The 19800-nt window shown below is 69.9% G+C and carries 20 protein-coding genes, 1 tRNA gene and 1 pseudogene; 11 read left to right on the top strand and 11 right to left on the bottom strand.

The features are described 5' to 3' along the window. The first annotated feature begins 17 nt into the window (after positions 1-17). Positions 18-716 (top strand): hypothetical protein, encoded by a 699-nt coding sequence (locus tag CUT39_RS01555; protein ID WP_100444284.1) that lies wholly within the window; start codon positions 18-20, stop codon positions 714-716. Between the two features lie 266 nt (positions 717-982). Here the strand turns inward: CUT39_RS01555 and CUT39_RS20095 are convergent, their stop codons facing one another. Beyond that, the gene (locus CUT39_RS20095) at positions 983-1552 is read right to left on the bottom strand and encodes a hypothetical protein (RefSeq protein WP_157930422.1); all 570 of its coding nucleotides are present in this window, start codon (positions 1550-1552) and stop codon (positions 983-985) included. 21 nt (positions 1553-1573) lie between these two features. Here CUT39_RS20095 and CUT39_RS01540 point away from each other — a divergent pair, with 21 nt between their 5' ends. Beyond that, a complete protein-coding gene (locus CUT39_RS01540; RefSeq protein WP_100444181.1) occupies positions 1574-1804 on the top strand; it encodes a hypothetical protein in 231 nt (76 codons plus the stop codon). Positions 1805-1872: 68 nt separating this feature from the next. Here CUT39_RS01540 and CUT39_RS01535 read toward each other — a convergent pair whose 3' ends face one another. Then, positions 1873-2562, bottom strand: a complete 690-nt coding sequence (locus tag CUT39_RS01535; RefSeq protein ID WP_100444180.1) for an alpha/beta fold hydrolase — start codon at positions 2560-2562, stop codon at positions 1873-1875. A 29-nt stretch (positions 2563-2591) separates the two neighbouring features. Continuing rightward, positions 2592-2801 (bottom strand): EamA family transporter, encoded by a 210-nt coding sequence (locus CUT39_RS20625; RefSeq protein ID WP_198586799.1) that lies wholly within the window; start codon positions 2799-2801, stop codon positions 2592-2594. A 536-nt stretch (positions 2802-3337) separates the two neighbouring features. Between CUT39_RS20625 and CUT39_RS01525 the strand changes: the two genes are divergently transcribed. After that, positions 3338-4228, top strand: coding sequence for a LysR family transcriptional regulator (locus tag CUT39_RS01525; RefSeq protein ID WP_100444179.1), 891 nt, complete (start codon positions 3338-3340; stop codon positions 4226-4228). A gap of 67 nt (positions 4229-4295) precedes the next feature. Here CUT39_RS01525 and CUT39_RS01520 read toward each other — a convergent pair whose 3' ends face one another. From CUT39_RS01520 to CUT39_RS01505, 4 genes are all read right to left on the bottom strand, one after another. Then, positions 4296-5123 (bottom strand): alpha/beta fold hydrolase, encoded by an 828-nt coding sequence (locus CUT39_RS01520; protein ID WP_100444178.1) that lies wholly within the window; start codon positions 5121-5123, stop codon positions 4296-4298. Between the two features lie 288 nt (positions 5124-5411). Then, on the bottom strand, positions 5412-5993 hold the full coding sequence (locus tag CUT39_RS01515; RefSeq protein WP_100444177.1) for a dihydrofolate reductase family protein: 582 nt from the start codon (positions 5991-5993) through the stop codon (positions 5412-5414). A 68-nt stretch (positions 5994-6061) separates the two neighbouring features. Continuing rightward, positions 6062-6931: a helix-turn-helix domain-containing protein gene (locus tag CUT39_RS01510; protein WP_100444176.1), complete on the bottom strand. Its 870-nt coding sequence runs from the start codon at positions 6929-6931 to the stop codon at positions 6062-6064. A 112-nt stretch (positions 6932-7043) separates the two neighbouring features. Continuing rightward, positions 7044-7118: transfer RNA gene (locus CUT39_RS01505), tRNA-Val, on the bottom strand. 106 nt (positions 7119-7224) lie between these two features. On the opposite strand from CUT39_RS01505, the gene CUT39_RS01500 reads away from it, so the two are divergent. The 4 genes from CUT39_RS01500 (at position 7225) to CUT39_RS01485 (ending at position 10955) form a co-directional block, all read left to right on the top strand. After that, complete coding sequence (locus CUT39_RS01500) at positions 7225-7968, top strand: class I SAM-dependent methyltransferase (protein ID WP_100444175.1); 744 nt, start codon at positions 7225-7227, stop codon at positions 7966-7968. A gap of 52 nt (positions 7969-8020) precedes the next feature. Next, positions 8021-8728, top strand: coding sequence for a DsbA family oxidoreductase (locus CUT39_RS01495; RefSeq protein WP_100444174.1), 708 nt, complete (start codon positions 8021-8023; stop codon positions 8726-8728). Between the two features lie 86 nt (positions 8729-8814). After that, a complete protein-coding gene (locus CUT39_RS01490; protein ID WP_100444173.1) occupies positions 8815-9981 on the top strand; it encodes a VLRF1 family aeRF1-type release factor in 1167 nt (388 codons plus the stop codon). A gap of 137 nt (positions 9982-10118) precedes the next feature. Further along, positions 10119-10955: an endonuclease/exonuclease/phosphatase family protein gene (locus CUT39_RS01485; RefSeq protein WP_100444172.1), complete on the top strand. Its 837-nt coding sequence runs from the start codon at positions 10119-10121 to the stop codon at positions 10953-10955. Here CUT39_RS01485 and CUT39_RS21600 read toward each other — a convergent pair. The 4 genes and pseudogenes from CUT39_RS21600 to CUT39_RS01470 form a co-directional block, all read right to left on the bottom strand. Then, the gene (locus CUT39_RS21600) at positions 10948-12000 is read right to left on the bottom strand and encodes an NAD(P)-binding domain-containing protein (protein WP_408611083.1); all 1053 of its coding nucleotides are present in this window, start codon (positions 11998-12000) and stop codon (positions 10948-10950) included. The two genes, CUT39_RS01485 and CUT39_RS21600, sit on opposite strands and share 8 nt — an antisense overlap. 87 nt (positions 12001-12087) lie before the next feature. After that, positions 12088-12882, bottom strand: a pseudogene (gene aac(3) / locus CUT39_RS21595) (aminoglycoside 3-N-acetyltransferase); the annotation flags it as partial. 95 nt (positions 12883-12977) lie between these two features. Beyond that, the gene (acnA, locus tag CUT39_RS01475; RefSeq protein ID WP_100444283.1) at positions 12978-15701 is read right to left on the bottom strand and encodes an aconitate hydratase AcnA; all 2724 of its coding nucleotides are present in this window, start codon (positions 15699-15701) and stop codon (positions 12978-12980) included. Between the two features lie 386 nt (positions 15702-16087). Further along, positions 16088-17569 (bottom strand): aminopeptidase P family protein, encoded by a 1482-nt coding sequence (locus tag CUT39_RS01470; RefSeq protein ID WP_100444170.1) that lies wholly within the window; start codon positions 17567-17569, stop codon positions 16088-16090. A 120-nt stretch (positions 17570-17689) separates the two neighbouring features. Between CUT39_RS01470 and CUT39_RS01465 the strand changes: the two genes are divergently transcribed. The 4 genes from CUT39_RS01465 (at position 17690) to infC (ending at position 19757) form a co-directional block, all read left to right on the top strand. After that, complete coding sequence (locus tag CUT39_RS01465; protein ID WP_100444169.1) at positions 17690-17995, top strand: ribbon-helix-helix domain-containing protein; 306 nt, start codon at positions 17690-17692, stop codon at positions 17993-17995. A gap of 20 nt (positions 17996-18015) precedes the next feature. Next, positions 18016-18387: a hypothetical protein gene (locus tag CUT39_RS01460; RefSeq protein WP_198586779.1), complete on the top strand. Its 372-nt coding sequence runs from the start codon at positions 18016-18018 to the stop codon at positions 18385-18387. Positions 18388-18396: 9 nt separating this feature from the next. Next, entirely contained in the window at positions 18397-18867 is a 471-nt protein-coding gene (locus tag CUT39_RS01455; RefSeq protein WP_100444167.1) for a PH domain-containing protein, read from the top strand. 269 nt (positions 18868-19136) lie between these two features. Further along, positions 19137-19757, top strand: a complete 621-nt coding sequence (gene infC / locus CUT39_RS01450; RefSeq protein ID WP_100444166.1) for a translation initiation factor IF-3 — start codon at positions 19137-19139, stop codon at positions 19755-19757. The last annotated feature ends 43 nt before the right edge of the window (positions 19758-19800 follow it).

Below are 19800 nucleotides of genomic sequence, written 5' to 3'. Positions count from 1 at the left end.
TGAGGTTGAATCGGTCCATGGGCATTCACTCCTTCCACCTCGCACACGTGCCGCTCCGCAGCACGATCGGCGCGTTCCTGCGTCCGCCCGCGGCATCGGGGCTGAACCACGTCGAGGTCCTCGCCGTGATGGAACTGGGCGCGCCGGTGGTGTCCCCGCGCCGGATGCAGCTCCGACGCCTCGCCGTGTTCGCCGAGTGGGCCGACGAGGCGGCACTCGAGTCATTCCTCGCCCGGCATCCGTTCGGCCGTCTGCTCGGGGACGGATGGCATGTGCGGCTGGAGTTCCTGCGCCGCTGGGGCGCGGTTCGGGAACTGGCGCACCTCCCCGCCGAGGCGGGCCGCACCGATCCGCGCGAACCCGTGGTCGCGGTGACCCTCGCCCGAATGCGACTGCCGGAGGTGCCGCGATTCATCCGCTGGGGCAGGCCCGTCGAACGCCAGGTCCGGGACCACCCCGAGACGACGCTGGCGCTCGCGGCGATGCGGCCGGTTCGAACGGTATCGACCTTCTCGGTCTGGACCAGCTCCCGCGCCATGACGAGCATGGTCTTCGGACGCGACGGCGGCGACACCGCCCACCGCCACAACGCGGCGATGGGGGAGCGGGACCGGCGGGACTTCCACCACGAGTTCACCACGCTGCGATTCCGGCCACTGTCCGAACACGGCTCGTGGAACGGGAGGTCGAACATCATCCCAGAGCTGAACGGATGAGGTGGGGAGTTCTTCCATCGTCCCGTGCTCACGGGACGGTCCGGATAATTGATTCATGTGGGACGACCCTTTGACCTGGCATGACGCATCGCCGCCGTGGCCACAGCGGATCCAGGCCGACAGGTCAAGGACGTCTGATCCCGACTCGCTCGGTGCCCAGGTCCGCGGCCCGCACGAGACGGGACCTTTGGTGGTGCTCTACCGCGGCGGATGAGCCGACATCAGCGAATTCCAGGTGGAGAACACCAGTGTCCGGGCCCGTACCGTCAGCCCAGGACCGCCTGGACGACCGCAGTGTCCTTGGTCAGTTCCAGCAGATGCACCACGATCCCTCCGGCCTCGGGTTCGGGCAGTTCCTCACCTTCCTCGGCGCAGGAAAGACTCCCGCCGCCCCCGGCGTTGGTCGCCAAGGTGCAGGCGGGGTGGTACAGCAGACCGCCACCGCCGCCCAGGCCGCTCGGTTTGGTCAGGTTCACTCTGACACCGTCGTCTTCGACGGCGGCCTCCACGGTCCACTGGCCATCGGACCCGCCGAGGGGGAACTCGACCGAATCGGAGAAGGACACCTCGCATTCGCCGTCGCTGCAAGACTCGTAGGCGGTGCTTTCCGTGCCCGACGTCTCCGATGCTCCCGCGCTGGGGGAGGGGGGAGCAGGGGTGGACGTAGCGTCGGAGCTCGGGGAGCTGGAAGTGGTAGTGGACGCGCTGGGGTCGGGGTTCGACGCCGAGGCGTCGGCGGCCGACTCTGCCGTGGTGCCGCAGCCGACCGCGGCCCAGACCACGAGCAGCGCACCGGTCGCCAGGTGCCGCTTGAGGAAAGCTCGCGAAGTCATCATGCGTCGATCCTAGCGTTCGCGGTGACGATCCTCGCCGATCACCAAACCCAACAGATTGCCGAGCGCAACGGCACCACGTTCGTCTCGTGGACGTCTGACCAGGGCGCGCGTGAGGAACTGATAGCCGACCCGGTCGGACACAGGAACACGACGACCCGGACGGTCTACCGGCACCAGCTTCGCCCGGTGATCACCGAAGGCGCGGAACTGCTGGCCGAGGTCTTCGCCGAAGACTTCTTCGACGACGGCTGACTCTGGCTTGTGCCCTGAATTCGGCTCTTCTCGACCCCCGATGCCCCGTGCATCGGAGCCTACAGCGATCATCCCCCATCTCGCGTTTCGTTCCAGAGGCGGTGCAGGCGCTCCGCCAGCGCGCGAGGGCGGGCGAGAGCGACCATGTGGCCGCCGTCGATCTCGTCGGGGGTGATGCCGAGGCGTTCGGCTACGTGAGTCCTGGTGAAATCCGGCGGGAAGCACCGGTCGTCGCGGCACGACAGATACCGGGTCGGCACGTCGGGCCAGGCCTGGAGCGGGGACGGTGAGTCCCATCCGCTCGCATGGTCGCGCTCGTGCTCGTATGCGGCGGTGATCAACGCTTCGGGCACGCCGTTGAAGAAGATGTCGATCTCCTCCTCGCGGGTCCCGAAGGAGATGCCCAGCTCGGTGTAGCCGGTGGCGCTCCACCACTCGTTCGGGCTCTCACCCGGCGCGGGGATCATCCCGGCGAGGAGCACTAGCAGTTCGGCCTCGATGCGGGTGCAGACCACCGGCGCGACCAAGCCGCCCCAGGAGTGGGCGACGATGACCGGTCGCCGAACGCCGGCGCATTCGGCGACGACCGCGTCGGCGTATTCGGTGATCCCGTTGTCCGCGTCCTCGATCGGCAGGTCGACCGCGAGCACTTCGTGGCCGAGCCCGCGCAGCTCCGGTTCCACCAGGTGCCAGTCCCAGGAGCTGCCTCCTCCACCGTGGATAAGGACGAAGGTGGCCGGTTCGATGTCGGTTCCCATGGTGTCTTCTCCCTCGTTTCGGTTCGTTCTCACCCGTCGGCGGGTTCTGCCGCGGGAGCGCCGCTGCGCGGACGTTCTGACTTCAGGACGATCGCCACGGCGAGGAGGACGACGGCGCCACCGGCGGCGATCGGCACCGTCAGCTCCTCGTCCAGGACCAGCCACCCGAGGAGCACCGCGACCACCGGATTGATGTAGGCGTAGGTGGCGACCAGTGAGACGGGTGCGGAGTGCAGCACCCAGAGTGAGGGGCTCCGGCGATGAGCAGTGCCGCCAGGCCCGATGGGGCTCCGCCGTGTTCGGCCACCGTCACCATGCCCTGTCCGAGGACCGGCAGCAGTAGGCCGAGGAGTGCGCAGGATGCCAGCCCGGCACGGTCGACTTTCAACCGCCGCAATCCGCCGCGTGCGGTCAGGAACGCTCCGAGAAGGACACCGGCGAGCAGGAACCGGGTGCCTGCGCCGACCAGCGGCGGCATGTCTTCGACCATCACGCCGATGCCGAGGTAGGTCGAGCCCCAGACGAGGTAGACGATGCCGAGCGCGAACCCGATGAAGAGGAGTGGCGCGCCCGTTCGGTCGGCGGTCGCCCGGGTGGGCGGTTGCAGGCCGGTGGCCACCGCCCTCACCGCCTTCCGAGGCGTCGGGCGGAGAGCGGCTCGTTTTGCGCTGGTGTGGTCATGCCGATGACGCTAGACTGAAATCAACATCATGAAAAGCGATAATAAATGATCGAACCGATCGCCATATCCGATCTAACCGAGTAACCTCGGGCCATGACCGAGACCGAGCTGCGACACATCGCCGCCATGTCCGCGGTGGTCGACGAGGGCTCCTTCGGTCGGGCGGCCGCTCGACTGGGATACACGCAGTCAACGGTGAGCCAGCAGATCTCCCTGCTGGAGAAAGCGGTCGGCGGAGCGGTCTTCGACCGTCCGGGCGGACCGAGGCCGGTACGGCTCACGCCGCTCGGCCGAGTCGTGCTCACCCACGGCCGCGACCTGCTGGCGAAGGCGCAGGCGATGCAGAGCGCCGTCGAGCGCTTCAACGCGGGCGAGGGACGGATCGACATCGGCACGTTCCAGAGCCTCTCCAATGTGCTCTTGCCGCAGCTCGTGCGCCGGTTGCGGCAAGAACATCCCGGTTGCGACATCAGGCTCGTCGAGGACGAATCCGACGAGCCGCCGATCGGCGAGGTCGATCTGATGTTCTTCGACTCCCCCGTCGGCGGCGACGTCGAGCATCGCAAACTGTTCGACGACCCGTACGTCCTGGTCGCACCGCGCGGAGCCTTTCCCGAAGGGCCGGTGCGGTTCGGTCGACTCGACGGCGCTCCGATGGTGGCGTGGCCGCCGACGTGCGATCAGCCGCGAGTGGAACAGGCCTTCGCGAGCAACGGTGCCGAGCCCCGGATCGTCTTCCGCGCCGCAGGGAACGAGACCGTGCTGTCGATGGTGCGGGCCGGGATCGGATCGGCGGTGCTGCCGCGGCTCGTCGTCGACGTCGCCTCCTCGGCCTCCGACGAAGCGCTCACGGTCCACGAACTCGTGCCCGAGGTGGCGCCGCGCGAGCTTTACCTGCTCTGGCAGGCCGGACGTACGCAGTCCCCGCTCGCCGAACGGGCGATCCAGATCGCCGTCGAACTGGCGGAGACCTACAGAGTTTGAGTTCAGTCCACCCTGCTCCGCTGTCTTGATGCCCTCCGAACGATCGGGTGTGCGTCATCGTCGTCACCTACAGTGCGAGCATCGCCGCAGCGACGTCGTCGGCGGCCGCCTCTGGGAGGGCGGTCGCGGCCTGTTCGAGCACGAGCAGCCGAGCACCGGGGATCTCGCGTGCGAGCGCCTCGCCGTTGCCGACCGGGAAGAACCGGTCGCGCAGGCCGTGCACCACCAGGGTCGGTATCGCGAGCTCGGGCAGTCGCTCGCGCCAGCGCGGCTCGCAGTCGAGTTGGGCGAAGACCATGCCGAGCTGGTTGGCCATCTGGACCGCGGGCTCGGTGCTCGGGGTGCGGTCGAAGATGCGTGCGGCCTTCGCGCGCGCCGACTCGGGGTCGTCGCCGAGGATCTCCGCGCCGGCGGCGGCGAACTCGGCTACTGCGGTGCGGTCGGACCAGTCGGGCATTGAGCGCCCGAACAGCCGGTCCATCGCCGCGGCGTCGTGGTCGGGCAGGTCGTGGTCGACCGGGCCCGGCGCGACCGGCCGCGTCCCGGCGAGCGTGAGGGCCGAGAACGCCTCCGGATGATCGAGCGCGGCGACCTGGGCGACCATGCCTCCGACGCCGATGCCCGCCAGGTGCGCGGGTCGGTCGTCGAGTCCGCGGGCGAGCGCGGCGGCGTCGTCGGCGAGGTCGCGCAGCGTATATGCGGGCGCCTCGGGGTCGACGGTCGTCGACGCGCCACAGTCGCGCAGGTCGTAGCGCACTACGTGACGTCCTCCGCGTGCCAGTGCGCGGCAGAGCGGGTCGGGCCAGGAGAGCATGGTCGTACCGCCCGCGAGCAGCACGAGAGGCGCCGCCGTATCGCCGAAGTGCTCGATCCCGAGCTTGACGTTCCGGTACATGCTCCACTCCCTCCGATCCGGCGGCACGGCGGCCGCACTCGTACGGACGAGGCGCGGAGCCGAAAGTCATCGGTCCCTGTGTGCAAGAGCCGCTCTGCCTGGGAGCGGCCGGGATACGACGGATATCGGCAACCAGTGATCGTGAGTTGGATCTGCCGCAGGGGAGGTGCTGGGGCGGATCGGCGTGGGCTGCCCGGCCAGGGGCAGCGATGCGCTAACGCCGCCGGAGGCGGCGCGACCTTGCGACCCCGTTCGCAGCGGACTTCTTCGCGTACCCGCTCTGATCGGTCAACGGCGCACCCGGTAGCACAGGTGAAGCACCCGGTTGCCTTGAATCACTACGTCGGGATCCTCCAACAGGTGCTGCGCGCGGACCGACCCGAAGTAGCGCTTGCCGGACCCGAACACGACGGGTACGACGTCCATGCGCACCTCGTCGACGAGGCCCGCCGCAAGCACCTGGCCACCGACGTCGCCGGCGGCGACCTCGACCATGCGGTCGCCCGCCAGCTTCTGCGCCTTGGCCACGGCCGCCTCGACGCCGTCGACGAAGTGGTACGGCGCCTCGGGGTTCCAGCCCTCCGGCTCCGGCCGGTGCGTCACGACGACCACGTGGTCGACCCCGCCCGGGGGCTTCCCGCCCCAGCCGTCCGTCAGGTCGAAGACGTGGCGGCCGACGACCGTCGCCCCGATCCGGTTCCAGTACGGCCGGGTGTAGTCGTAGGACGCCTGGGACACCTTCAACTCGTCGCTCTCGTCCAGCGGCACGTCACCGCTGAGCAACCAGTCGAACAGAGGTCCGGGCTGGTCATTGTCGTCCGCGACGAATCCGTCCACCGATACCGAGCTGTACATGACTACCTTGCCCACGAGGTGCTCCTTTGCTTTGGGTTGCCCTCACAAACTAGGGGGTCGTGAGCGGTCGGTCTTGTAAAAAATCAATCGGTCGGCAGTGGCCAGCTGTCCAGCACATGGCCGGGATGCTCGCGCAGGAACCGCCGCCGGACTTCGATGTACCGGGTCGGCGTGAGCCCGGTGAACGCCCGGAACTCGTGTCCGAAGTGGGCCTGGTCAAAATAGCCTGCGTCGGCGGCGAGGCCGCCCCAGTCGATCGGTCCGGCGGGGTCGATCGAGAACACGGTGGTGGCGAATCGGTAGGTGCGGGCCAGCCGCTTCGGCGTGACGCCGATGAGTTCCTTGAACCGTCGTGCCAGACGAGTGCTGCTGACACCGGCTGCCGCTCTCAGGTGGCCGATCGCCACCGCCCCGCTGGTCGCCGCGATGACACTGCTCGTATGGCGGACCAGCCCCAGATCGGCGGTCTCGCACAGCCGTCGCCTGAGCTCCTCCTCGATCAGGGTCAGCATCTCGTGCGGTCCGCCCGCCGTGGCCAGCCGGTCTCGCAGCTCAGCAATGGCGGACCGACCCCAGACCTGCTCTACCGACACCGGCCGGTCTCGCAGCTCCGCCGCGGGCGTCGGCAGGAACGGCGCCAGCCCCCACGGCTTGAAGTGCACACCGACCGACCGGGTCCGGAGTGGGTAGCCGAACTCCCATGCGCGGGTGGGCATGGTGGCCACGCAGCCGTCGGCGTACTCGGCGGCCTCGATACCGGTGCCGGCGCGGATGAGAAACGGTGCCCCGAGGTTGACGATGAGCAGCGCCGACGGTGCCGGAGGCAGCGTCAGCCGGGCGTACGGCGGCGCACCCTCCAGGTAGTAAAGGTCGTCGATCAGTCCGTCCAACGGCTGTCGCGGCGCTTTGGACACGTACTCCACGCTCACAGTATCGCCGACGCCCACCGGCATGACTACTCGAGAGGGCGTTCGGGGAGGACCTCCTGAAGGCGAGTTGCACCAGTCACGGCCCTGATATGGCGACCGAAGACCCTGGCGGATTTTCCGCCCGGGGTCTCTATGCTGGTGGGCGCTACTGGGTTCGAACCAGTGACATCTGCCTTGTAAGGGCAGCGCTCTACCGCTGAGCTAAGCACCCCGGGGCGCGCCGGTGGGCGCGCCGAGCGTCAAAAAGGGTACCCGAACGTTGGCTTTGGTGCGAGTCCAGGGGGTTGGGCTGCGAGGGGTGGCCGTAACCTGGCGGGATGGTGGGAGATTGGTCCGGGTATCTGGGCCGGTTCCATTCGGAGCGGCCCGGGGTCACCGAGCGGGTGCTCGCGCGCTGCTTCGACGGCGGGCAGAACCCGTACGAGTGGCTCGGCGGGAGTGTGGGGGACGGGCCGATCGTGGATGTGGCCTGCGGCAGCGCACCGATGCGGACCCATGCCAGCACAAGAGGATATCTCGGGTTCGATGTTTCCGAGGCCGAACTGGCGCTGGCCCGCAAGCGCGGCGCCTCGGCCACCCTGGCACCGGCTCAGAAACTGCCGCTGGAGGACGCCTCCGCCGGGTCGGTGGTGTGCTCCATGGCGCTGCAGGTGGTCGAGCAGTTGGAGTCGGTCCTGATGGAAGTCGCCCGGGTCCTGCGGACCGGTGGGCGCTTCGCGGCGATCGTGCCCGCCGCCGGACCACTGCGGTGGACCGATCGGGTGCCGGTCGGCGGGCTCGTGGCCGCGCTCGGGCGGTCGCTTTCGTACCCGAACGACCGCATCCTGCGGCAGGCTTCGACGGTATTCGGGCTGGCGGGTCTCACGCTGGTCGCCGACGAGCGGCGGCGCTTCTCGTTCCGGCTGCGCGGCCCGGAGGAAGCCGATCTGTTCCTGTGGTCGCTCTACCTGCCCGGGATATCGGGAGGCCGCCTGCGGGCGGCGCGGCGGTGGCTCCGGCTCTGCGCTCGGTTCGGCGTCGATTTCGCCGTCCCGGTCCGGCGCCTGATCGCCACGCGATGAGCCCCGGAATTCAATTGAGCGTTCATGCGTTGCATGACGCGTGACTGAGAAAATGCGCATCGACATCTGGTCGGACGTCGCCTGCCCCTGGTGCTACGTCGGCAAGGCCCGCTTCGACAAGGCCGCGCAGGCGTTCGCCCATGCAGACGACATCGAGGTGCGGCACCGCTCCTTCGAGCTCGACCCCACCGCCCCGCCGGGGGAGACCACCGACGTCATCTCCATGCTCGCTTCCAAGTACGGCATCACCGCCGAGAACGCCCAGGCCAACGAGCGGCGGCTCGGCGAACTCGCCGCCGCTGAGGGCCTCGACTACCGGACCGAGGGCCGCGACACCGGCAACACCTTCGACCTGCACCGCCTGCTCCACCTGGCGGCCGACAAGGGCCTCGAGGCCGAGGTCTGGCGCGCCTTCTATGCCGCCAACTTCGCCGAGGAGACCTCGCTGTTCGAACGGGACCGGATCGTCCGGGTCGCCGTCGGAGCCGGGCTCGAACAGGCCGATGTGGTCGCCGTGCTCGACGATCCCGATGCCTACGCCGACGCCGTCCGCGGCGACGAGGCCGAGGCCGCCCGGCTCGGGGCCCGCGGCGTCCCGTTCTTCGTCGTCGACGGCAAGTACGGCATCTCCGGCGCCCAACCCACCGAACTGTTCGCAGAGATCCTCGAAACGGCTTGGGGCGAAAGGGAACCCAAGCTCACCTCGATCGCCGGCGACGCCGGGTCCGAGGCCTGCGGTCCCGACGGCTGCACCCCGTAACCGGGCGAGCGGCCGAATCCTTCCCGAGCGGCCTCCGGCGGACTTATCCTGGGTCGAATGCCGCTCATCGATGGGAGGAGGCCGCCATGCCGATGGACCGCGAGACGCAGATCCGCCTGGTCAACCTGCGTGACGAAACCGGCGTGCTCTCCCTGTACGTCAACGCCGACCCTCGGCAGACGGGATCGCAGCCCCCGTGGAAGAAACGGCTCGAACAGGGGCTCCGCCTGCTGCTCGAATCGGTCGACGGCCGCACGCGGAGCATTCTGGAGCGTCGGCTCCACGAGCTCGCCCTCGAGATCGAACATCTCGTCCGCCCCGGTTCGCCGGGCGTCGGCCGCGCACTGTTCGTCCCTCTCAGCGACGGCGAGACCTTCAGCGTCGAGATGCAGACGCCGCTGACCGACCGGGTCGCGCTCGCGCCCCGCTCGCACATCGCGCCCATGTTCGCCGCCTGGGCCGAGGGCTCGCCCACCGGGATCGCCGTCGTCGACGGCCACGGGATGCGCATCCTCGACTCCCGCTTCGGCCTCTGCGAGGAGATATCGGGCCTCGCCTTCGAGCCGCGAACCGAGGAGTGGCGCGAGTTCGCCGGCCCGGCCACGCAGAAGAGCGCCTGGGGCAAGCGGGAAGGGCAGTCCTCGTCCTCGCAGCGGGACCTGTTCGACTTCCGCCTCGCCGAGCACCTCAACCGCTTCCTGGCCGCCGCGCACACCACTCTGGAGACGCACGTCGCGACGTTCGGCTGGGAGATGCTGCTCGTCGCCGGCGAGCCCGAACTGGTCGACGCCACCTCCAAATCACTCAGCAACTCCCTCAAGAACGAGGTCGTCCCCTCCCAGCGGGTGCTGGGCCAGGCCACGCCGGCCCAGATCCAGCAGACCCTGAAGCCGGAGATGGCCGCCGCCCGGCGCCGCCGCGACGAGCGGCTCGCCGCCGAATTCGCCGAGGCCCCGCCGAAGGCCTCGTTCGGCTCGACCCCGACCGTCGAGGCGCTCCAGGCCGGGCGGGTCGACCGGCTGGTGCTGGAACGCGACTCGGTGTGGAGCGGCGAGCGCATCCCGCCGGGCTCGGTCCTCGCCGACGGGGTGCCGCAGAGCGAACCCGAGGTGGCCACGGCACTGTCCGAGGCCGAGCTGGGGGAGCAGATGATCGAGATGGGGCTGGCCTCGGACGCGGCGGTGTCGATCCTCTGTGACGGGGTGCGCCTGCCGGAGAAGGCCGAAGGCGTCGGCGGTTTCCTGCGCTGGTGACCCCCGCGCATAGGTTAGGTTAGCCTATGCTAATTTGAATCCGGCAGTACACCGATGGGGCCGCGGGCTTCTCACCTCCCGCGGCCCTCGCCGCCGTTCGGACCCGCGCACGGCCCCGCAGCGGCTATCGTCGCACCATGGTCGCCTTGGACGGTCAACCCGAACCGGACCGCGACATGCCGCTCATCGGTGCGGCCCGCGGGCCGCGGATCCACGTGATGACCTACAACCTCCGTTCGGCCTCGGGCAGGGGGCCGCACTCGTGGGCCGAGCGCCGCCCGCTCGTCGCCGCGCTCCTCGATCGCGAGCGGCCGACCGTGCTGTGCACGCAGGAGGGCCGCTTCCGCCAACTCCTCGAGCTCAAATCCGACCTGGACGGCTACGACTGGGTCCACCTTGGACGCAGGGGCGGCAGCCGCAGCGAATCGACCGCCGTGTACTGGGACGCGCGCCGCCTGTCCCCGCTCGAGTACGACCACCTGTGGCTCTCGCGCCGCCCGTACCTGATCGGCTCCCGAAGCTGGGGCAACCGCACCGTCCGGATGCTCACCTGGGTCCGCTTCGTCGACCTCCGCACCGGGCGCACCTTCTACGTGGTCGACAACCACCTCGACCACCGCTCCGAGCGGTCCCGGCGCAAGGGCGCGAAGCTCAACCTCGGCGTCATCGGCGGCTTCGGAGATCCGGTGATCGTGGCCGGCGACTTCAACCGCAGCGAGGGGTCGCGGGTCCACCGCATCTTCACCGACGCCGGGCTGTCCGACGCCTGGAACACCGCGGACGAACGGCTCACCCCCGCCTGGGGGACGTTCAACCACTGGCGGCCCGACCCGGTCGCGGGCACCGGGCGCATCGACTGGATCCTCGTCGGCCCGCGCGTCAAGGCCTACCGGGCTGCGGTCAACACCTACAGCAAGGACGGCAGGGTCCCCTCGGACCATTGGCCGGTCCAGGCCCTGGTCGGATTCAGGTAGCCAGCAGCTCCCGGATCCGGCGCACCGCGGACCGCCCGGCGCGGTTGGCGCCGATGGTGCTCGCCGAGGGGCCGTAGCCGACCAGGTGGATCCGCGGATCGGCGGCCACCTCGGTCCCGTCCATGGCGATGCCGCCGCCCGGACCGCGCAGTCGCAGCGGCGCCAGGTGGTCGAGCGCGGCGCGGAAGCCCGTCGCCCACACGATGGCGTCGGCGGCGACGAACCGTCCGTCGTCCCAGGCCACGCCGTCGGGCTCGATCCGGTCGAACATCGGCAGCCGGTCCAGGACCCCGGCTTCGCGGGCGGCCCGGATCTCCGGGGTGAGCGGGATGCCGGTGGCGCTGATGACGCTCTCGGGCCGCTTCCCCTGCCGCACGCGCTCCTCGACCCTCGCGACCACCTCGCGGCCGTATTCGGGAGTGAACGTGCCCTCGCGCCATTCGGGCGGACGCCGGGTCACCCAGTGCGTCTCGGCCGCGAACGGGTCGATCTCCATCACGTGCTGGAAGCCGGAGACGCCGCCGCCGACGACCACGACGCGGCGGCCCTCGAACTCCCACGGGCCCCGGTACCGGGCGGTGTGCAACTGGCGGCCCCGGAACGTCTCCTGTCCGGGGTAGCGCGGCCGGAACGGCCGCTCCCAGGTCCCGGTGGCGTTGACCAGGGCCCGCGCGACCCACGCGCCCCGGTCGGTCTCGACCTCGAGGCGCTTGTCGGGCAGCGGCCGCACCGCCCGCACCGACACCGGACGCTGGACCCGCAGGTCGAAGGCCCGTTCGTAGTCGGCGAAGTAGTCGGGGATGACCTCGGCGACCGGAGTGGCCCGGTCGGGCTCGGGCACCGCCAGGCCGGGAAGCCGGTAGACGCCGTTGACCGTCTCGAAGGTCAGCGTCGGCCAGCGGAACTGCCAGGCGCCGCCGGGTCGCGGCGCGTGGTCGAGCACGACGAACCCGGTCAGCGGCTCGAAGTGCTTGCGCAGGAAGTGGGCGGCCGAGAGTCCGGACTGACCGGCCCCGACCACGACCACCTCGACCTCGCGCACCATGCCACGTTCAACCACCGCGTCGCCGTGCCGATTCCGGGCGGTGAGCCCGTTCACCGCGGTCCGTAATCGTCCGTACCGCTCCTCGAGCCAGGAGACTGCGAATCCGGTAATCGCGGCCGCGTCGACGAGCACCGACTCGGCCCGGCCGACCGTGCCCTGGTGTCCGGCTCCCGTTGCGAGGTGGTCGCGCACGATCAGTCCGAAGTAGTCCTCCGGCGGTCCGTCCACCACCGGTGCGCCGGTGTCGAACTCCTCGACCAGCCGCCATTCGGTGCCGGTTGGCGCGGCCAGCGGATACTCGATACGGATCCGCCGCTTGCCGGGCAGGTCGGCCAGGTGCTCGGCGTGGTGCAGCAGCGTCATCGTGTCGAGCGGCGCACCCACCATCAGGACGCGCCCGCCGGACGCGACGAGGCGGGCGAACGGGGAGTCCTCGCCGTAGCCGAAATCGAGCGGGTGGTCGGCGGTGAACGCTTCGGCGCGGGCGCCGACGGCCGCGACGCACGCCCCGGGATTGCCACTCCGGCGCACGCCCGGCCGCGTGCCGATCGTGGCCGCGAGGATGCCGTGGTCGCGCGAGGGGCGGGCCGTCGCCGGATCGAACGGCGGCATATGGGGACGGTAGGCCTCGCGCACCCGGCCGCGCTCGTCCCAGACGTCCACGTTGAGCTCCCAGTCCTGGTAGCTCAGCAGCGTGCCCTCGGTCCCGATCACGTCGAACACGGCGTCGACCAGAGCGTCGGGTCCGCCCAAGACCGTTCCGACGCCGCTGAACGCCGCATGGATCATCACGGCGTCGCCCGGTTCGAGCCCCAGTCTCCGAAGATCGGCGGCCAGGCCCGCGCGATGCGCCGTCTCCGCTTCGCTCGGTTCGTTCGTCATTGCGGAATTCTCGCATCATCGGAGGGCGGCCCGAACCGGTCGCCGTCCGGGTGCGGAGAGGGGCGGGCCGCGGCCCGCCCCTCTCCGCTCGTCGGTCAATCGGCGAGCAGGCCCCGCAGGACGTACTGGAGGATGCCGCCGTTGCGGTAGTACTCGGCTTCGCCCGGGGTGTCCAGGCGGACGACGGCCTGGAAGGCCGTCTCGGTCCCGTCCGGAGCGGTGGCGGTGACGCTCACCGTCTCGGGGATGCCGTCGTTGATCGCGGCGATGCCGCTGATCGAGATCGTCTCCTCGCCGGTCAGGGCCAGGCTCTGGTGCGACTCGCCCTCGGGGAACTGGAGCGGCAGCACGCCCATGCCGATCAGGTTCGAGCGGTGGATGCGCTCGTAGGACTCGGCGATGACGGCCTTGACGCCCAGCAGGCGCGTGCCCTTGGCGGCCCAGTCCCGGCTGGATCCGGTGCCGTACTCGGTGCCCGCCAGGACCACCAGCGGCGTGCCCTCCGCGGCGTAGTGCTGGGCGGCGTCGTAGATGGTCGTCACCGGGCCGTCGGGCCGGGTGAAGTCGCGGGTCCAGCCGCCCTCGGTGCCGGGGGCGAGCTGGTTGCGCAGCCGGATGTTGGCGAAGGTGCCGCGCACCATGACCTCGTGGTTGCCGCGCCGCGAGCCGTAGGAGTTGAAGTCGGCAGGGCCCACGCCCTGGGACTTCAGGTAGTCGCCGGCGGGGGAGTCGGCCTTGATCGCGCCGGCGGGGGAGATGTGGTCGGTCGTGACCGAGTCCCCGAGCTTGGCCAGCACGCGCGCGCCCTGGACGTCCTCGACCGGGGCCGGGCGGGCCGGCATCCCGTCGAAGTACGGGGCCTTGCGCGCGTAGGTGGAGGCGTCGTCCCATTCGAAGGTGTCGCCGGTCGGGATCGGCAGGCTCTTCCAGGTGTCGTCGCCTTCGAAGACCGAGGCGTACTCCTCCAGGAACATCTCCCGGCCGATGTTGGAGTCGACGACGCTGCGGATGTCCTCCTGGTCGGGCCAGATGTCGCGCATGTACACGTCGCGGCCGTCGTGGCCCTTGCCGAGCGGATCGGTGGTGAGGTTGAGGTCCATGGTGCCGGCCAGCGCGTAGGCGACCACCAGCGGCGGGCTGGCCAGGTAGTTCATCTTGACTTCGGGGTTGATGCGGCCCTCGAAGTTGCGGTTGCCCGACAGGACGCTGGTGACGGCCAGGTCGCCGTCGTGGACGGCCCGGGAGATCTCGTCGGGGAGCGGGCCGGAGTTGCCGATGCAGGTGGTGCAGCCGTAGCCGACCAGGTTGAATCCGAGTTTGTCGAGGTAGCTGGTCAGCCCGGCGCGCTGGAGGTAGCCGGTGACGACCTGCGAGCCGGGCGCGAGGGAGGTCTTGACCCACGGCTTGACGTCCAGTCCGGCCTCGACGGCGTTCTTGGCCAGCATGGCGGCGCCGACCATGACGTACGGGTTGGAGGTGTTGGTGCAGGAGGTGATCGCGGCGATGACGACCGCGCCGTGGTCGACCTCGAAGTCGCCGGTTTCGCTCTTGACCGGTTGCGGGTTGTGCGGCCGGGCGCCGTTGGGCGTTTCGGCGGGCGAGTCGGAGGCCGGGAAGGACTCGACGCTGCCTTCGTCGGTGGTGACGTAGTTGGCCACGTCGCGGCGCCACCGGTAGTCGGCCTCGTCGAGCTTGATGCGGTCCTGCGGGCGCTTGGGGCCGGCGATGGAGGGCACCACGGTCGACAGGTCGAGTTCGAGGTATTCGGAGTAGGCGGCCTCGCGGCTCGGGTCGTGCCAGATGCCCTGGGTCTTGGCGTAGGTCTCGACCAGGGAGATCTGCTCTTCGCTGCGGCCGGTGAGGCGCAGGTACTCGATGGTGCGCTCGTCGATCGGGAAGATCGCGCAGGTGGAGCCGAATTCGGGGCTCATGTTGCCGAGCGTGGCGCGGTCGGCGACGGGGACGCTGGCGACGCCGTCGCCGTAGAACTCGACGAACTTGCCGACGACGCCGTGTTCGCGGAGCGTTTCGGTGATGGTGAGGACCAGGTCGGTGGCGGTGGCCCCGGCGGGCAGGTCGCCGGTGAGCTTGAAGCCGAGTACGCGGGGGATGAGCATCGAGATCGGCTGGCCGAGCATGGCCGCCTCGGCCTCGATGCCGCCGACGCCCCATCCGAGGACGCCGATGCCGTTCTCCATGGTGGTGTGGGAGTCGGTGCCCACGCAGGTGTCGGGGTAGGCGGCCCCGTCGCGGACCATGACCACGCGCGCCAGGTGCTCGATGTTGACCTGGTGGACGATGCCGGTGCCGGGCGGGACGACCTTGAATTCGTCGAAGGCGGTCTGGCCCCAGCGCAGGAACTGGTAGCGCTCGCGGTTGCGCTGGTACTCGCGTTCGACGTTGCGTTTGAAGGAGTCGGGGTGGCCGAAGTAGTCGACGATCACCGAGTGGTCGATGACCAGTTCGGCGGGAGCTAGCGGGTTGACCTTGGCCGGGTCGCCGCCGAGGTCGCGGACGGCCTCGCGCATGGTGGCCAGGTCGACCACGCACGGGACTCCGGTGAAGTCCTGCATGATGACGCGCGCGGGCGTGAACTGGATCTCGGTGCTGGGTTTGGCGGCCGCGTCCCAGGCGCCGAGGGCGCGGATGTGGTCGGCGGTGATGTTGGCGCCGTCCTCGTTGCGCAGCAGGTTCTCCAGCAGGACCTTGAGGCTGTAAGGCAGGCGGTCGTGGCCGTCGACCTTGTCGATGCGGTAGATGTCGTATTCGTCATCGCCGACCCGCAGTGTCTCGCGGGCGCCGAAGGAGTCCGTACTCACCACTTGTGTAACTCCCGGTTCTGAATTCGTCTGTCGGACTCAGTCTGCCGCAATGCCGGCGGTCGGCGCCGGAGGTCGGCCGAGAGGGGAGCGGCGGCACAGGCCGCGACCGAGATTCCAACAAATAAACAGTACGTCCGTCTTGTTAATGCTTCTCAGCGTACCACTTTGTTCCAGGAGGGCGGGACTGGTCGGCCTATATCGTTCGGGTGCGCGCGAACTTCGGATTTAGCGGCCGGCGGCGGCGGGCGGTTGGTGTGCGGTGTTGATCGCCGCCGCCGGCCCGGTGCGGTGGATATAAGCCTTAAATCGGACTATACGCGTAGGCTCCGCCCGCCCTGCACCGGGGCGGTGCGAGCGGCCGGACCCGGCCAGGCGCAGCGCCGTCAGGACTCCGTGGCCGGCCGCGGACCGGCCTCGCGCTGGGCGGCCAGCCAGGTTTCGACCTCCTCGGCCGAGCGCGGCAGCCCTGCCGAGAGATTCTCGCATCCTTCGGCGGTCACCCGCACGTCGTCCTCGATGCGGACGCCCACCCCGCGCAGCTCCTCGGGCACCAGCTCGTCGTTCGCCTGGAAGTACAGCCCCGGCTCGACGGTCAGGACGTAGTCCTCCTCGACCCGGCCCCGGTAGTAGTGCTCGGGCCGGGAGGCGGCGCAGTCGTGCACGTCGAGCCCCAGCATGTGACCGAAGCCGTGCAGCGTCCAGCGCCGGTAGACCAGCGAGTCCTTCGCCAGCGCCTCCTCGACCGGCACCGGCAGTACACCGAGGTCCCGCAGGCCCTCGGCCAGCACCCGCATGCAGGTCTGGTGGATCTCCCGGAACTCCACGCCCGGCTTGACGACGTCCATGCCCGCCTGCTGGGAGGCGTGCACGATGTCGTAGACCTGGCGCTGCAGCGGTGTGAACGAGCCGGACACCGGCAGCGTGCGGGTGACGTCGGCGGTGTAGAGCTGGTCGTTCTCCACGCCCATGTCCATCAGGATCAGCTCGCCCGGCGTGGTGCGCCCGTCGTTGGTGATCCAGTGCAGGGTGGTCGCGTGGGAACCGGCGCCCACGATGGAGTCGTAGCCGATCCCGTTGCCCTCCACCCGCGCCCGGGTGCCGAACACGCCCTCGATCAGCCGCTCGGGGATCGAACCGCCCGCCGGCAGGATCCGCGCGACGTCTTCGAACCCGCGCACGGTCGAGTCGACCGCCCCCTGAAGCTGGGCCAGCTCCCAGGCGTCCTTGGTCAGGCGCAGTTCCGCCAGCACGGCGGCCAGTTCCCGGTCGCGGGTGAGGAGCGGCCGGCCGTCCTCGCCGGCCTGGGCCTCCTCGGCCTCGAAGCGGGCGTCCATCGCCGCCGAGAACCCGCGCAGCAGGCGCACCTTGGAGCGCCCCACGCCCGCGAGCGCGGCCTCGAGCCGGTCGATGTCGCGGCACTCGATCCCCAACCGGACGGCCGTCTCCTCGAGCGAGCGCTGGCGCCCGATCCACAGCTCGCCGTACTTGGCCGAGCGGAAGTACTCGTCGGACTCGGCGCCCTTGCGGGGTCGCCGGTAGAGGACCGCCTCGTGGCCCGACCCGCTCGGGTGCAGCACCAGCACCCCTTCGGGGTCGAGGTCGCCGGTCAGCCAGGCGAAGTCCGAGCCGGCCCGGAAGCGGAAGAACGTGTCGTTGGCGCGCACCTTCTCCTCGCCGGTGGGCACCACGACCGTCTCGCCGGGGAAAGCCGCCGAGAGCGCCTCGCGCCGGCGAGCGTGGTAGGGGGCCTGCTCCAGTTCCGCGACCTCCAGATGCGACGGACCCCAACCCGAGCGCATGAACTCCAGGAACTTCTGCGGGAACTGGGGGTCGTGCGGCCGCTCGCCCGACTTCTTCTGGGCCATCGCAAGTCCTTCTCTCCGGCTCGGGTTGCAAGCTTTCCCACGACGGTACCGCGAGCGCCGGGGGCCCCGGACGGTCATGTCGGCTGCCGGGCGGCCGCCCGGTGCCGTTAATCTGGGACCGTGACCGACCGCGCCAATTCCTCGCTCAACCCGCCTCCCGGCGCGGAGCCGGGCCCGGGGCGTTCGAGCGTCTCCCTCCCGTCCGAGCAGGTCGAGCAGATCCGCCGCCTGGTCGCCATCGGCCGGGCCGACTCGGTGTCCGACTACGTCGTCGAAGCGGTCGCCGAGCGGCTCGAGCGCGACCGATCCCTCACCGAGCTCCAGGACCTGTTCGAACGCAAGGGCCAGGCCCCCAGCGCCGAGCACCTGGCGTGGGCCCGCGAGGTCCTCGGCGTGCCCGACGACCAAGGGGAGGCCAAGCGGTGATCGGTGGCCGGATACTGGACGTGTCGGCCATCGTCGGGTTCGCCACCTCCATGCCCTACCCGCAGGCCGTGGTGTTCACAGCGCTGGAGCAGAACGTGGTGCTCGCCATCCCTTCGGGCGCGCTGGCCGAGGCGTGGGCCCAGGCCCGCCGCCGCGACCGCGACGCCCTGCTGGTGCTGCTCGGGCTCCCGGTGACGGTGATCATGGACCTGGACAAGAAGACCGCCCGGGACGTGGGCCTGATGCTGTCGCGCTCCCGGCAGCACGGCAACGTCGCCGCCGGGCACGTCGCCTGGTGCGGCCTGAAGCGCCCCGGGTGGCCCATCGTCACCGGGGAACCCAAGACTCTGCTGGCATTCGACTCGGGTCTCGAGATCGACCAGCTGCCATAGGGGAGATGCATGAACGCCGTACGGGAGAAGCCCATGACCGAGGTCGGCCCGATCGACTACAAACCGCGCAAATCACGCATCGGGGCCTGGGTCGGTGCGGTCCTGTTCGCCGGGACCACCTTCGGCCTGTCGTTCACCCTCGGCACCCGGAGTCCCGAAGGCGGCACGCTCACCGTGGCCGACCAGGTCGCGATGGTCGGGATCGGCCTGGTCGGGGCCGGCGTCATCCTGAGTTTCCTGCGCCTGCGGGTCCGCGCCGACGCCGACGGCATCGAGGTCCGCAACGTGGTGTCGACCCACCGGCTGCCCTGGGAGGTCGTGGTCGACCTCTCCCTGCCGGACCGGATGCAGTGGGCGATCATGGAGCTGGCCGACGACGACGAGATCTCGATCATGGCCGTCCAGATCACCGACAAGGAGCGGGCCGCCGAGGCGATCAGGCACCTGCGCGCACTGCTGGAGCAGTCGCGCAGGTCATAAAAGGGGCCTGGATTCGACCCCGCCCGATGCGTGCGGCTATACTTGCCGGGTGTGCGCGCCCAGAGCGGCGCACCGAAAGCGGAGCCCAGCTCCCACCCGCAGCCTCACCGGCGAACGGGTCGCACACGGCGCTCCCCGGAGTCCGTCGTGTCATGGAATGGGCCTTGGCTGCTGCAGCCGAGGCTTTTTTATTGGGAACTGGGGCCCCGCATCGTGGAAGCGCCGAAGGCGCCGCCGCGTTGAGAACAAGGAACCAACTAGGGGCGCCGATGCTCTCCAGCACCGGCGAGAATCGCAATCAAGGAGGCCCCATCAGCGATTTGCGCGTTAACGACCAGATCCGGGCACGCGAAGTGCGCCTGGTCGGCCCGCAGGGCGAGCAGGTCGGCATCGTTCCGATCGACAAGGCCCAGCAGCTGGCCGCCGACGTCGACATGGATCTGGTCGAGGTTGCGCCCACCGCCCGACCGCCGGTCTGCAAGCTCATGGACTACGGCAAGTTCAAGTACGAGTCGGCTCAGAAGGCCCGTGCTTCGCGCCGCAACCAGCAGCAGACGGTCATCAAGGAAATGAAGCTCCGGCCGAAGATCGACACGCACGACTACGAGACCAAGAAGGGTCACATCGTGCGGTTCCTCAAGGCCGGGGACAAGGTCAAGGTCACCATCATGTTCCGCGGCCGCGAGCAGTCCCGCCCCGAACTGGGCCGGCGCCTGCTCGACAAGCTCGCCGAGGAGATCGCCGACCTCGGGTCGGTGGAATCGGCCCCGAAGCAGGACGGCCGCAACATGGTCATGGTGGTGGCGCCCCATCGCCCGAAGGGCGATGCCAAGGGCGGCGGCCGCAAGGGCGGCCGCGACCGAGCCGCCGAACAGGCGACCGCGGAGTAGGCCCGGACCGCCCGTACACCGCGTTCGAGCGGGCGCAGGAGCG

The organism is Glycomyces xiaoerkulensis, assembly GCF_002798405.1.
GTDB lineage: Bacteria > Actinomycetota > Actinomycetes > Mycobacteriales > Micromonosporaceae > Glycomyces > Glycomyces xiaoerkulensis.
The sequence above is the reverse complement of the archived record's forward strand: the minus strand, read 5'-3'. Positions and strand labels throughout refer to the sequence as shown.